We start from the raw sequence: 12,786 nt of genomic DNA on the forward strand, positions 1-12,786 counted from the left end.
ACCGCAGCGGCGAACGGCGCGATCTTCGCCTCCGCCAGCGCACGCACCGACTCCCGGAGCATGTCGTGCTCCTCCGAAGGCCGATACAGGTCGAAGTCCTTGCCCATGGTCTGGAGCTCCCCTAAAGACGCGTGGCACCGCAGATTCGCTTGTGGCGCCGCTGATGGCACTGAGTACCCTCAGCAAAACACACTCAGTGCCATCACGCCAGAGCGCCCCGACGGTGATTCACGTCGGGGCGCTCTCGGCGGGGTCCGGGACCGCACGGTCGGTTGGGTTCGGGTTCCGTTCAGGAGTACACCTCGGCGAGGCCGCCGCTCTCCCGGCGCAGCCGGTTGGCGTCGTACTCCCGGCCCAGCCGGCGGGCCCGGTCCTCACTCATGTCCACGCGGTTCAGCAGGACCGGGGTGCAGATGCTCGGCAGGACGTACTGGAGCAGCACCGCCACCCGGTGCGCGAGGTCGTCGCGATCGCAGAGGATCTGCGACATCGCCTGGATCCCGGAGAAGGCCCCCGAGAAGAACTCGGCCGTGTCCGTCACGTCCACGTGCAGCAGCAGCTCCCCGCGCGCCTTCGCGACCGTCAGGATCTCCGACACCTGGTCGATCCAGGCACGGAACGGCGCGGCCCTGTTGACCTCGGACGCACCGCTGTCCAGGGCCAGGGCGACACTCGCCCGCACCAGCGCGTCCCGCTGCAACCGGTGGGTCAGCAGATACGCCTGGTCGACCAGCTCCTGGATCTTGACGTCCTGCGGGGTGAGCGGCACGTCGAGCATCTGGGCCTCCAGCACGCCGAGGGCCAGCTCCTCCTTGGAGGCGAAGTGGAAGTACAGGGCGCCCTTGGTCACCCCGGCACGGGTCAGGATCTCCCCGATGGTCGTCCGCTCGTACCCGCGCTCGGCGAAGACGGACGCGGCCGACTCGAGGAGCAACCGCCGCGTTCGGATTGCACGCGCTTGCTGCGCCAAGGCGCCTCCTGCTGTCTCGCTGTCTGTGCTCAACGTGTGACGTGAAGCATTGAAAAGAAAACCGTGCTCTACGTAATCTACGTCGGGCGGTGTCACCGCCCGGGGGCGCGGGGACGCGAGGGGATTCCATGGATCAGAACCACCGAGGAACGACATCGACCGTCCCCGGGGAGTTCGTCCACCGAACGGATCCCGAGGACATCCTCCCGACGAGCTGGACCCAGCTCAGGGAGAACCGTTTCACCGTGACCGCGCACTGGCCCGCGTCCCATCCTTTCTTCTCTCCGGTCGCGGGAGACCGGCACGACCCCGTTCTGGTGGCCGAGACGATACGACAGGCCACCATGCTCGTGGCTCACGCCGAACTCGGGGTACCCGTGGACGATCAGTTCGTCATGTGGGGCCTCTCCTACTCCGCCGATCCCGAGGTCCTCGCGGTCGACGGGCTCTCCTCCGAGATCACCGTCGACCTCGTCTGCTCCGACCTCACCAGCCGCGGCAACAGCCTGCGCAACCTGCGCAGCACCCTGGTCCTCACCCGTGACGGCCGGCTGCTCGCCACCGGCAGTGCGCTCGCCCGCTGCACCTCCGCCCTCGCCTACCGCAGGATCCGCGGACAGCGCATGGCCGCGCTCGGCCGTCCCGTCCCGCTCATCCCCGGCGTCGAACCGCACCTGGTCGGCCGCGCGCACTCCCGGGACGTGACCCTCGCCCCCGGTCCCGCCCCCCACCAGTGGCAGCTGCGCGTCAACACCGCCCACACCACCCTCTTCCGGCGGCCCAACGACCACGTGCCGGGCATGGTGCTCCTCGAAGCCGCACGCCAGGCGGCCGCCCTCACCGTCGGCGGCGGCAGCGCCTACCTGCCCACCGTCATGAACGTCTCCTTCGCCCGCTACGCCGAACTCGACAGCCCCTGCTGGATCGAGGCCGAGACCGTCCCCACCCGGGACGACTCGGTGACCACCGTCAAGGTCACCGGCCACCAGGACGGCCGGCCCGTCTTCCACTGCGAGCTCACCTCCCCCTCGCGCGGCCTGGCCTTCGCCGGCCTCGGCCTGGGACTCGACCGCCGGCTGGCCGGCTGAACGGGACGGACGCGACCGTGGCACCCCGCCTCCTCCTCACCGGCGCGACCGGCTTCATCGGCAGCCGGGTCCTCGCCGCCACCGCCGGACGCGACGACCTCGCGCACGTACGCCTGCTCACCCGCCGCCCCGTCGCCCCGCCGGCCCGCACGGTGGACGGAGCCGGCACCGCGCCCGCGTACGAGACCGTCCCCGGCGACCTGGCCGACCCCGACTCCCTGCGCCGGGCCTGCGAGGGCGTCGACGTCCTCGTCCACTGCGCCGCGGCCATCGGCGGCGACGAGGAGCTGCTCCGTACCGTCAACGACGAGGGGACCCGCGCCCTGGTCCGGGCGGCCGTACGGGCCGGGGTCACCCGGATCGTCGCCCTGAGCACCGCCTCCGTCCACGGCCGGGGCCCCTTCCGCGCCGCCGCCCCCGGCACCCTGCCGCTCGCGCCGGGCTCCGCGACCAGCCGCACCCGCGCGGCCGCGGAAGGGCACGTGCTCGACGCCGGGGGCACCGTCCTGCGGCCCCATCTCGTGTACGGCACGGGCGACCGCCAGGTGATGCCGGGCCTCGTGCGGCTCCTGGACGTGCTGCCCGGACCCCTCGCGGCCGGCGACACCCTGCATTCCATGATCGACGCGGACACGCTGGGGCGCGTCCTGCTCGGCGCGGCGCTCGCGCCCGGCACCGGACCCGGCCCCTACCACGTCGACCATCCCCGGCCCGTGCCGGTGACCGAGCTGCTCGCCGCGGCCGAGAGGCTCCTCGCCCACCGTGGGGGCCCGCCCCGGGGCGCCGCCGTGGACCTCACCACGGCCCGCGCGCTGCTCGCGGACGTCCCCTTCGCCGCGCACCACCTCGCCATGCTCGCGACCGACCACTGGTTCGCCGACGACCGTCCCTGGACGGAGCTCGGCTGCGACCCCGGCCCCGGCTTCACCGCCGGGTTCGCACGGCACGAGGCCTGGTACCGCCGATCCCTCGGCGGCGTCTGAGGGACGGGCGGTCAGAGCCAGCCGTTGCGGCGGAAGCCCCGGTGGATCAGGAAACAGCCGACGGCGATGACGGCCAGGACCAGCGGGTAGCCGTAGGTCCAGCGCAGTTCGGGCATGTGGTCGAAGTTCATGCCGTACACGCCGCAGACCATGGTGGGGACGGCGACGATCGCCGCCCACGCGGTGATCTTGCGCATGTCCTCGTTCTGCGCGACGGTCACCTGCGCCAGGTGGGCCTGGAGTATCGAGTCGAGCAGGGCGTCGTAGGAGGCGATCTGCTCGGTGACCCGGGAGAGGTGGTCGGCCACGTCCCGGAAGTACGCGCGGATGTCCGGGTCCACCAGCGGTATCGGCCGCGTCGCCAGCTGCTGGAGCGGCCGGCCCAGCGGCGCCACCGCCCGCCGCAGTTCGAGCAGTTCGCGCTTGAGCTGGTAGATGCGCCCGGCCTCCCGCCGGTCCGCCGGTTCACCGAAGACCGCGTTCTCGATGGCGTCGAGGTCGTCCTGCACGGCGTCTGCCACGGCGAGGTAGTCGTCCACCACATGGTCCGCCACCGCGTGCAGGACGGCGGACGGCCCCTTGGCCAGCTGCGCGGGCAGAGCCTCCAGGGCCTCCCGCAGCGGCCCGAGCGAGCCGTGCCCGCCGTGCCGGATGGTGATCACGAAATCGGGGCCGACGAAGGCCATCAGCTCGCCGGTGTCGACCACCTCGCTGGTGGCGGTCAGCTCCTCGTGGTCGACGTACCGGACCGTCTTGAAGACGGCGAACAGGACGCCGTCGTACTCCTCCACCTTGGGCCGCTGATGGGCGTGGACGGCGTCCTCCACCGCCAGCGGGTGCAGGCCGAACAGCTCGGCCAGGCCGGTCAGCTCCTTCTCCTCCGGCTCGTGCAGGCCGATCCACACGAAGCCCTCGCCCGTCCTGCGGACCTGCCGCAGGGCCTCCTCGACCGAGCCGCGGCCGGAGCGTCGTACACCGTCCAGGTAGACCACGCAGTTGACGACCGAGCTGCCGAGCGGGGAGCGCGCGGGGTGGCTGAGGTCGACCGTCCGCCGGTAGGACCGGCGGACGGCGCTGCGCAGACGCTGGATCATCGACACGGGGACACTCCTTCGGCAGAACGACGGTCAGTCTGCCACCGTCCGCGCCCCCGGTGTACGGGGCGGGAGCCGTGCACCGGGGGCGCGGAGCGAAGGAGCGGGGATCCCGCCGGGCCTTCAGGTCACAGGACGACCGGCTTGCCGCCCAGCGTCACCGCCAGCCGGCCGTCGGACGCGTAGGACCAGGCCAGGGCCCCGGTGAAGGAGGAGCAGCGGGACCCGTTCGTACCGTTCCAGAACTGGTTCGAGGCGTCGGCGTCCCCGACGGTCCGGTCGTTGGTGCCGCTGCCGCTCCGGCAGGAGGTGTTGCCGCGGAAGACGGACGTGCCGGCGTCGAACTGGAAGTTGCGCTGGGCGTTGTCCACGGCGAGGTTCCGGGAGACGGACATCGACCCCGGGTTGCTGTTGTAGGTGAAGCCGTGCTTGCCGTTGCGGAAGGCGATGCTGCGGCGTACGACGTGGTCCACCGCGATGCCCTCGCCGCCGAGCTTGTAGCCGTTGCGGTCGCCGTTGGCGTTCTGGGTGCCGTCGGAGAGCGTGCCGTTGTCGTGGGCGAGGGAGTCCTCGATCGTCACGGTGCCGATGGGGCCGGTGTCGGTCTTGGTGTAGAGGTCCCAGCCGTCGTCGATGTTGTGGTGGGCCACGGTGTGGCGGAAGACGTTGCCGGGGCCGACGGTGAGCTTGGCGGCGAACCCGTCCGCGTTCTCGCCCGCGGCGTCGGCGTTGTCGTGGGACTCGGCGCTCAGGATCAGGTTGTTCGACGGCCACTGGTCGCGGGGGGTGGTGGAGGCGATCCGGGAGAGCTGGAGTCCGGAATCGCGGTTGAAGCGGGTGACCGTGCGCTCGATGACGTTGTTGCTGCCCCCGACGAAGATGCCGTTGTCCCCGGCCCGTTCGACGACGATGCCGTGGATGTGCCAGTAGGAGCCGTTGACGGCGAGGCCCCGGTTCGCGGAACCCTCGCTCATCGCCGAGAAGTTCAGCACGGGCGTCTCGCCCGGGTAGGCGGCGAGCTTCGTCCGGGCCGCGGCGGTGCCGTTGTTGCCCGGCGGGATGGTGATCGTCTGCGCGTGGCGGTACGTGCCGCCGCGCAGGTGGATCGTGCCGCCGGGGGTGACCCGGGAGATCGCGGAGGGCAGCGTCGTCGGGTCCGCGAGGGTCCCGGCCGCGCCGGCGGTGCCGTTCGGGGCGACGTACAGCGCCGAGGCGGAGGGCGGCGGGGTGGTGGTGCCGGACACCTCGGCGTCCAGGTGGTCCACGTTGGGCAGGCCGGCCGCGGTGGTGGGGCTCAGGCGCACGGCGTGGGAGCCCGCGGCGACCGGAACGGTCAGGGTCTTGGTCGTCCAGGCGTCCCAGGCGCCGGTGCTCTCGAAGGTGACGGACGCGGCCGTCGTCCCGTTGACGAGGACGTTCGCGGGGCGCGCCGCGGTGGTGCCGTTGGCGAAGCGGACGTGGAGGGTCGCCGTGCCGGCGGTGGGCGCGGCCACGGTGAACTGGACGGCGGCGCCGACCGCGTTGGTGCCGTTGCAGAAACCGCTGCCGGTGTAGCCGGCCCAGTCGGACTCGACGGTGCCGGTGCAGACCGCGGGGGCGGTCTCCGCCTCGTGGCGGGTGGTCGCGGCCTGCGCCGTGATGCCGGACAGCGCCACGAGCGTGCCGGCCAGCAGGCTCACGCTCGCGGTGACGGATCGGGTGCGCATCGATGGGCTCCTGATGTGGGGGAGTGTCGGCCAGAATTCAGCTGAGTGAACGCGAGATGCCGAAAAGGGGGCTAGAAAGCGCTTTCTTCGACGCTAGGGCGAGCATCGTGAACACGTCAATACGTAGGAACGTGAGGGACATTCAGTGATGTGAACACAAGGGCGGGGTGCGACCGGGTGGGGTGGGCTCCCGCCCGGGTGCGGCGCACCGCTCGGCCGCCTACCGTGACGAACGGAAGCGGCCGGTGCTGCCCCCGGCCGGAGGCGGCCGAGGCGGCCGGGCCGGCCCGCGGGCGAGGACCCGGCGGCCGAGCGACCGGCGACGACGCGCGAAGGGGTCATGCCCGTGCCGATGCCCGAGCCCGCTCCCGGTTCCGGTCCCGTCCGGGACCCCGCGCAGGCGGCTCCCGACCGCCGCGTCACCGTCGTCGTGATCACCCACAACCGCCGGGACCAGCTGCTCCGCACCCTGGACCGCCTCGTGGCCCTTCCGGAGCGGCCGGAGGTGGTCGTCGTCGACAACGCCTCGACCGACGGCACGCCCGCCGCCGTCGCCGGCCGCCACCCCGGCGTGGCCGTTCTGACGCCCGGCCGCAATCTCGGCGCACCCGGCCGCACCCTCGGCGTGCGGTACGCCCGGACCCCCTACGTGGCGTTCTGCGACGACGACTCCGGCTGGGAACCGGGCTCCCTGGCCCGCGCCGCCGACCTCTTCGACCGGCACGGCCGCCTGGGTCTCGTCGCCGCCCGGGTACGCGTCGGGGACGGCGGTGAGGACGACCCGCTCAACGAGGTGCTCGCCGCTTCACCCCTCGGTTCGCCCGGCGGTCCGCCCGGACCGCGCGTGCTCGGCTTCCTCGCCTGCGCCGCCGTCGCCCGTCGCGCCGCCTACCTGGAGGCGGGCGGCTACCACCCGCTCCTCTTCCTCGGCGGAGAGGAGACCCTCTTCGCCTACGACCTCCTGGCCCGCGGCTGGGACGTCCGCTTCTGCCCCGAGGTGGTGGCCCTCCACAGCCCCGTCGGCGGCGTCCGCCCCGGCCGGCCCGCCGTGCAGCGCCGCAACGCCGTCGTCACCGCCCTGCTGCGCCGGCCGCTCCCGGTGGCCCTGCGCCAGGCGAGGGCCCTGGCCCTCGACGCCCGCCGGGACCCGGACGCCAGGGACGCACTGCGCGGCGTGCTGGCCAGGCTCCCGGCGACCCTGCGCGAGCGGAGGACCCTGCCGCCGGCCGTGGAGGCGGCGGCGCGCCGCGTCGACCTCCAGGGAACGGCGGCGGGGAAAGCGCGTCCCGGACGCCGGGCCCGGGGCGGGGCGTCCCGTCGCACCTCCCCGCGCGCGGGGAGCTCGGCCGACCACGGCTGAACGGCGCGGTGTGAGCGGGCGTGGGGCCCGGCCGTCGGCCACGGGGGCCCGCCCCTCGGGACGGTAGGACGGTCCCGGGGCTCGGCGGCCCGCCGGCAGGGGTGCCTGCCGGCACTCACCGCCCCGGGCTGGCTCGGGCCCCGCGGTGGTCCTGCCGTCAGGAGCGGGCCTTGCGCGTCCGCGAGCGGTTCTCCTTGCGGATCGCCTCCAGCAGTTCGTCACGGCTCATGCGGGACCGGCCGCTGATCTCCAGGCGCTGGGCCAGCTCGTAGAGGTGGTGCTTGCTGGCCTGCTCGTCCACGCCCTCACCGCTGGGTGCCGGCCGCTCGCGCGGTGTCGCCGCCCGGGCGTCCGACGGCCCCTTGCGGCCGTGTTCCTTGCGCTCCCAGTGGTCCCCGACCTTCTCGTACATGTGCTTGAGGGCGCTGAACGCCACCCGGTGCGCCCGCTCGCCCTCCCCGTACTGGTCCACGGCCGCGTCGTGCGCCTTGATCCAGGTGTGCTGCGCCTCCTCCGGGGAACGTTCGAGGGTCGACGGGAGCTCGTCTCGTCCCGGCATGGTTCACCTCCGCTGCGGTCCGTGGCCGGGGCCCGTCGCCGGGCGCCCCACACCCGGCGGGGCGACGGCCCTGCGACGCAGGGCGCGTTCCCCGGCGGATCCGGACGAAACGCCCTCCGGTCGCGGCCCCGCGCCCTCCCGTGGCGGGTTCGGTGCGCGGGGTGCTCAACCCCGTGGGCGCCACCCCGTGACCTCCTCCGGGTCCACCCCCGTACGCCGGATCTCCCGGCGCAGCCGGTCACGCTCGCGGGCGTACGAGGCGGCCAGGTCACCCGTCACCGAGGCCCGGTGGCGGACGTGGGCGAGGGCGGTGACCGCGAGATCGTGCCGGGAGACGCCGTTGGCGGCGAGGAGGTCGTACGGGGTGGTCGTCGTGCCCTCCTCGACGTAACCCCGGACGTGGAACCGGTCCGGGTTCGGCCGCCCGTGCAGGAGCTGGTGGACGGCGGAGGGGTAGCCGTGGAAGTCGAGGACCACGGGGGTGTCCCGGCCGAACAGCTCCTCGAAGTCGGCGTCCGTCATGCCGTGCGGATGCCGGCCGGGAGGCGCGAGCGAGCAGAGGTCGACCACATTGACCACCCGGAGGCGTACGCCGGGCAGGTCGCGGCGGAGCATCCGTGCGGCGGCGAGCGTCTCGACGGTCGGGATGCCGCCCGCGCAGGCCAGGACGACCTCGGCGCCGTCGTCCGGCTCCGGGTCGCCCCCGTTCCCCTCCTCACCGCTCCCGCGCAGGCCGGTGGAGGCCCACCGCCAGACGGACGCGCCGGCCGCGCAGTGCCGGCGGGCCTCCTCCAGGCCGAGCCACTGGGCGGCCGGGTGCTTCCCCGCCACGACCAGGTTGATCCTGCCGGTGTCGGCGAGGACCCGCTCCATGGTGACGAGGAGGGTGTTGGCGTCCGGCGGCAGATACACCCCGGTCACGGTGCGCCGCTTCGTCAGGAGGTTGTCGATGAAGCCGGGCCCCTGGTGGCTGTAGCCGTTGTGCTCCTGGCGCCACCCCTCACTGGTCAGGAGGTACGTCAGACTGCTGACGGGTGTGCGCCACGGCACCTCGCCGGACGTCTTCAGCCACTTGGCGTACTGGTTGACCATGCTGTCCACGACGGAGGCGAAGGCCTCGTACGTCGGGAAGAGGCCGTGCCGGCCCGTCTGCAGGTACCCCTGGAGCCAGCCCTGACAGGTGTGCTCCGACAGCACCTCCATCACCCGCCCGTCCGGGGCCAGACCCTCCGCGTACAGGTCGACCGGCCAGGTGTACGCGCGTCCCGTCGCCGCCAGCACCCCGTCGAGCTTGTTGGAGGCCAGTTCGTCCGGCGACACGATCCGGAAGTCACGGCGCGCCCCGGTCCTCCGTACCGTCTCGGTCAGCCACTCGGCCAGCACGCGGGTCGGGCTCGCGGAGGCGGTCCCGGGGCCCTCCGTGACGTCGACGGCGTACGGCTCCAGGGGCGGCAGATCCAGGGGGCGGCGCAGGCGGCCGCCGTTGCCGGCCGGGTTCATGCCGATGCGCCGCCCGCCCTCGGGGCAGGCCGCCAGCACGTGGGGCAGGGGACGGCCGTCCGCGTCGAACAGTTCCTCCGGCCGGTACGAGCGCAGCCACGCCTCCAGCGCCGCGAACTGCTCGTCGTCCTCGTGGACGGCGGGCAGCGGGATCTGGTGCGCGCGGAACGTGCCCTCGATGCGCTTCCCCCCGACCTCGGCGGGCGCGCCGAGGCCCTTCGGGCTGCGCAGCACGATCATCGGCCAGGCCGGCCGCTCGGGCACCTCGCCGCCACGGGCCCGGCGCTGGATGTCGGCGATGGCGGCGTGGGCGTCCCGTACGGCATGGGTCATCCGCTCGCTCAGGGGGTCCTCGGTCATGTCCACGATGCGCGGGGCCCAGCCGTACCCCCGGAACAGAGAGGTGAGTTCGTCGGCGGACATGGTGCCGAAGACCGTCGGCGAGGAGATCTTGTACCCGTTGAGGTGCAGCACGGGGAGGACCGCGCCGCTCGTCACGGGGTCCAGGAACTTGGTCGCGTGCCAGGCCGCGGCCGTCGGTCCCGTCTCGGCCTCGCCGTCCCCGACGATGCAGGCGACGAGCCGGTCCGGGGCGTCGAGCGCGGCCCCGAACGCCGTCGACAGGGCGTAACCGAGTTCGCCGCCCTCGTGGATCGTGCCGGGCACGGCAGGGGAGAGGTGGCTGGGGAAGCCGTCGGGCGCGCAGTAGCGGCGGGCCAGTTCCGTCAGGCCGTCCGCCGTGCGCGCGAGCGCCGGGTCGTACTCCGCGTGCGTGCCCTCCAGCCACAGATGGGCGTGGTTGGCGGGGGCGCCGTGGCCGGGCCCGGTGACGAGCAGGACATCGGTGCCCCGCTCCTTCACGAGCGCGTTCAGCGCCGCGTAGGTGAGGGTGATGCCCGGACAGGAGCCCCAGTGGCCCAGGAGCCTCGGCTTGAGGTGCTCCCGGCGCAGGGGCTCGCGGAGCAGCACGTTGTCCCTGAGGTGGATCATGACGGCGGCCACGTAGTCGGCCGCACGGCGGTAGGCCACCGTGCCGGTCCCCGCCCGCTCCGGCACCGGCCGGTCCCAAGCCGTGCCGTCTCTCGCCGCGCCGGCCTGGGGCGTTCCGTCCCGCGCCGTTCCGTCGCGCACCATGAATCGTTTCCTCGCCGCTCGTGGGTCGATGCTCCGGGCGCCGTGGCCCGCCCGGCCGCCGTGGCCCGCCCGGCCGCCGTGGCCCGCCCGGCCGCCGGGGAGCGCCCGGTCGCCGGACGGGCCGCCGGACGGTCGCCGGGTGCGGGCCGGCTCCGTGCCCGGTCGCCGGACGGTCCGGCGGTCAGCCGCCGAGGCGGGCGCGGAGGAGCTGCTTGCCGAGTTCGGCGCCCTTGCGGCTGTCGGACTGCGCCTTGCGGAAGAGTTCCGCGACCTCGCTGTCGTTCTCCCGCTCGGCGTCCTGGATGTACGTCTCCAGACGCAGCGCGTTGTCGAGGCAGCTCTCGACGTACCAGACGAGGTTGTAGTCCTTGTCCTTGGTGCCGGTGATGCCGCCGGTCTCGGTGTCGTGCGTCATGGCGTTTCCCTTCCTTCCTCGGTGGAGCGTTCGGGGGCCGGGCGGGGCGGACGCCGGCGCGCCGTTCTCCGGAAGGGCCGGCGGAACGGACGGGACCCGGCCCGTTCGTCCCGAGGGTTCCGGATTTCCGATGTGCGGCTCTTGTCGCTTCTCGCCCTTTCCGCCCGTACCCGCTGCCCCCTGCGGTATGCGGCCTCCTCTCCGCCAACGGGCGGCGGGTGGCGCGAGGCGGGCGACGTACGGCCGACGGCGTCGAAATTCCGTCGCGCCGCCCCGGGCGAGGGGCGAGACTCCTCCCATGGCTGACATGGGGGCGTTCCGGGAAGCGGTCACGGCGTGGGCGGCCGGGGGGCCCGGCGACGCCGTGACCGAGAGGGCCGCGCTGCTGTCCGTCCGCACGGTCGTCCTGCTCGAAGGCCCGAGCGACGTCGCGGCGGTCGAGGCACTGACCGCACGCCAGGGCCGGGACCCGGCCGCCGAAGGCGTGTGCGTCCTGTCGATGGGCGGGGCCATGAACGCCGGCCGCTTCGCGCGCCTCCTCGGCCCGGCGGGCCTGGGCCTGCGCCTCACGGGCCTGTGCGACGCACGCGAGCGCGGCTACTACGCCCGCGGCTTCGACGCGGCCGGTGCGCGCCACGACTTCTTCGTCTGCGCCGCCGACCTGGAGGAGGAGCTGATCCGCGCGCTCGGCGCCCCCCGGGTGCGCGAACTCGTCGAGGCGGAGGGCGACCTCCGTCCCCTGCGCACCTTCCTGAGCCAGCCCGCCCAGCGGGGCCGTACCGCCGAACAGCAGCTGCGCCGCTTCCTCGGCACCAAGAAGGGCCGCAAGATCCATTACGGCCGGGTCCTCGTCGAGGCCCTCGACCCCGGCGCCGTACCCGCCCCGCTCGAAGACCTCCTCGCCGCCCTCTGACAGCCTCCGGGCCCGACCCCGCGCCGGCTCGCCCCGTGCCGCCCGGCCGGGGGCACCCGGCGCGGGTGAGGCGCCGGCGGTGCTGGAATGGTCCCCATGGCCGACAGCCCGCCCCGCACCGGCACGCCCGCTCCCCCCGAGACGGCCGGCCTCCCCGACACCGACCTGCTCGTCATCGGCGGAGGCCCGACCGGCTGCGCGGCGGTCCGCATGGCAGCGTCCGTCGGCATGCGCTCGGTCCTGGTCGAACCGCGGACCCTGTGCCACACCCTGCACCGCATTCCCGCACTCGACAACGTCCTCGGCGGCCACACCAGCGGTCCCCGGCTCGCCGAGGCCGTCACCGAGGAGGTGACCGGCACCGACCTCTGCCACCTGCTGCTCGGCCACCGCGTCAGCGCGCTCCACGCCACCGGCGACCACGTCACCGCGACCCTCGGCACCGGTGCCCGGCTCTCCGCCCCGTACGCCGTGGTCGCCACCGGCGTCGGCCCCCGCCGCCCCCGCGACACCGCCTGGATCACCGCCCCCGACGGCCCCGTACCGCCACCGCTCTGGGAGGCCGGCGCGGCCGACGCCGAAGGCCGTACGCTCCTCGTCCTCGGCGGGGACCGCCCCATCGGCACGTTCCTGCGGGCCCACCCGGCGGCCCGTACGCGGCTCGTCGTCGCGTACCCGGCGGCCGACGCGTACAAGACCGAGGAGATCCGCGAGGACCCGCGCGTCACCCTGCTGCCCGTCGAGCACCTGACACTGAGCGGCGGAGCCGGCGCCGCCGTGGCGGCCGACGCCGTGGGGCGTGACGGTGCACGGCACACGGTCACGGCCGACGCCGTGTACCTCAGCCTCGGCAGCGCCCCCGTCGCCCCGCCCGGTGATCTCGTGCGCGACGGCGACGGCTACTGCCCCCCGGCGGCGCAGCACCCGCGCGTCCTCGTCGCCGGCGACCTCCGGTCCGCCCGCCACCAGCGGATCATGACCGCGTTCGGTTCCGGAGCAGAGGCCGCCCTGCACGCCTACTACGCCATGTCCTGAGGGGTGACCTGGCCGGCCGGAGGAGGGGG

At 74.0% G+C, this 12,786-nt stretch carries 11 protein-coding genes; 5 read left to right on the forward strand and 6 right to left on the reverse strand.

Features of this window, described 5'->3' with window-relative positions:
* Positions 1–289: 289 nt before the first annotated feature.
* Entirely contained in the window at positions 290–1,003 is a 714-nt protein-coding gene (locus ACFY60_RS23270; RefSeq protein WP_389459257.1) for a ScbR family autoregulator-binding transcription factor, read from the reverse strand.
* Positions 1,004–1,098: 95 nt separating this feature from the next.
* Here ACFY60_RS23270 and ACFY60_RS23275 point away from each other — a divergent pair, with 95 nt between their 5' ends.
* Positions 1,099–2,058 (forward strand): ScbA/BarX family gamma-butyrolactone biosynthesis protein, encoded by a 960-nt coding sequence (locus tag ACFY60_RS23275; protein ID WP_388615194.1) that lies wholly within the window; start codon positions 1,099–1,101, stop codon positions 2,056–2,058.
* A gap of 17 nt (positions 2,059–2,075) precedes the next feature.
* Positions 2,076–3,041, forward strand: a complete 966-nt coding sequence (locus tag ACFY60_RS23280) for an NAD-dependent epimerase/dehydratase family protein (protein ID WP_388615192.1) — start codon at positions 2,076–2,078, stop codon at positions 3,039–3,041.
* An 11-nt stretch (positions 3,042–3,052) separates the two neighbouring features.
* On the opposite strand, the gene corA is transcribed toward ACFY60_RS23280, so the two are convergent.
* Both corA and ACFY60_RS23290 read right to left on the reverse strand, forming a co-directional pair.
* Positions 3,053–4,135: a magnesium/cobalt transporter CorA gene (gene corA / locus ACFY60_RS23285; RefSeq protein WP_388615240.1), complete on the reverse strand. Its 1,083-nt coding sequence runs from the start codon at positions 4,133–4,135 to the stop codon at positions 3,053–3,055.
* Between the two features lie 128 nt (positions 4,136–4,263).
* The gene (locus ACFY60_RS23290; RefSeq protein WP_388615189.1) at positions 4,264–5,841 is read right to left on the reverse strand and encodes a carbohydrate-binding protein; all 1,578 of its coding nucleotides are present in this window, start codon (positions 5,839–5,841) and stop codon (positions 4,264–4,266) included.
* A gap of 352 nt (positions 5,842–6,193) precedes the next feature.
* Here ACFY60_RS23290 and ACFY60_RS23295 point away from each other — a divergent pair, with 352 nt between their 5' ends.
* Entirely contained in the window at positions 6,194–7,201 is a 1,008-nt protein-coding gene (locus ACFY60_RS23295; RefSeq protein WP_388615238.1) for a glycosyltransferase family 2 protein, read from the forward strand.
* 157 nt (positions 7,202–7,358) lie between these two features.
* Here the strand turns inward: ACFY60_RS23295 and ACFY60_RS23300 are convergent, their stop codons facing one another.
* From ACFY60_RS23300 to ACFY60_RS23310, 3 genes are all read right to left on the reverse strand, one after another.
* On the reverse strand, positions 7,359–7,760 hold the full coding sequence (locus ACFY60_RS23300; protein ID WP_388615186.1) for a ChaB family protein: 402 nt from the start codon (positions 7,758–7,760) through the stop codon (positions 7,359–7,361).
* A 165-nt stretch (positions 7,761–7,925) separates the two neighbouring features.
* Complete coding sequence (locus ACFY60_RS23305) at positions 7,926–10,394, reverse strand: phosphoketolase family protein (RefSeq protein ID WP_388615183.1); 2,469 nt, start codon at positions 10,392–10,394, stop codon at positions 7,926–7,928.
* 181 nt (positions 10,395–10,575) lie between these two features.
* The gene (locus ACFY60_RS23310) at positions 10,576–10,809 is read right to left on the reverse strand and encodes a hypothetical protein (RefSeq protein WP_309054386.1); all 234 of its coding nucleotides are present in this window, start codon (positions 10,807–10,809) and stop codon (positions 10,576–10,578) included.
* Positions 10,810–11,107: 298 nt separating this feature from the next.
* On the opposite strand from ACFY60_RS23310, the gene ACFY60_RS23315 reads away from it, so the two are divergent.
* On the forward strand, positions 11,108–11,722 hold the full coding sequence (locus ACFY60_RS23315; protein WP_388615179.1) for a TOPRIM nucleotidyl transferase/hydrolase domain-containing protein: 615 nt from the start codon (positions 11,108–11,110) through the stop codon (positions 11,720–11,722).
* Between the two features lie 96 nt (positions 11,723–11,818).
* Positions 11,819–12,757, forward strand: coding sequence for an NAD(P)/FAD-dependent oxidoreductase (locus ACFY60_RS23320; protein ID WP_388615176.1), 939 nt, complete (start codon positions 11,819–11,821; stop codon positions 12,755–12,757).
* The last annotated feature ends 29 nt before the right edge of the window (positions 12,758–12,786 follow it).

Source organism: Streptomyces sp. NPDC012827, from assembly GCF_042900905.1.
GTDB classification, from domain to species: Bacteria; Actinomycetota; Actinomycetes; order Streptomycetales; family Streptomycetaceae; genus Streptomyces; species Streptomyces gulbargensis.

Excerpts from the sequence above, each read along its gene's own strand:
- ACFY60_RS23300 (WP_388615186.1), bottom strand. The coding sequence starts at position 7,760 with ATGCCGGGACGAGACGAGCTCCCGTCGACCCTCGAACGTTCCCCGGAG.
- ACFY60_RS23305 (WP_388615183.1), bottom strand. The coding sequence starts at position 10,394 with ATGGTGCGCGACGGAACGGCGCGGGACGGAACGCCCCAGGCCGGCGCG.
- ACFY60_RS23315 (WP_388615179.1), top strand. The coding sequence starts at position 11,108 with ATGGCTGACATGGGGGCGTTCCGGGAAGCGGTCACGGCGTGGGCGGCC.
- ACFY60_RS23290 (WP_388615189.1), bottom strand. The coding sequence starts at position 5,841 with ATGCGCACCCGATCCGTCACCGCGAGCGTGAGCCTGCTGGCCGGCACG.
- ACFY60_RS23295 (WP_388615238.1), top strand. The coding sequence starts at position 6,194 with ATGCCCGAGCCCGCTCCCGGTTCCGGTCCCGTCCGGGACCCCGCGCAG.
- corA (WP_388615240.1), bottom strand. The coding sequence starts at position 4,135 with ATGATCCAGCGTCTGCGCAGCGCCGTCCGCCGGTCCTACCGGCGGACG.
- ACFY60_RS23310 (WP_309054386.1), bottom strand. The coding sequence starts at position 10,809 with ATGACGCACGACACCGAGACCGGCGGCATCACCGGCACCAAGGACAAG.
- ACFY60_RS23320 (WP_388615176.1), top strand. The coding sequence starts at position 11,819 with ATGGCCGACAGCCCGCCCCGCACCGGCACGCCCGCTCCCCCCGAGACG.
- ACFY60_RS23275 (WP_388615194.1), top strand. The coding sequence starts at position 1,099 with ATGGATCAGAACCACCGAGGAACGACATCGACCGTCCCCGGGGAGTTC.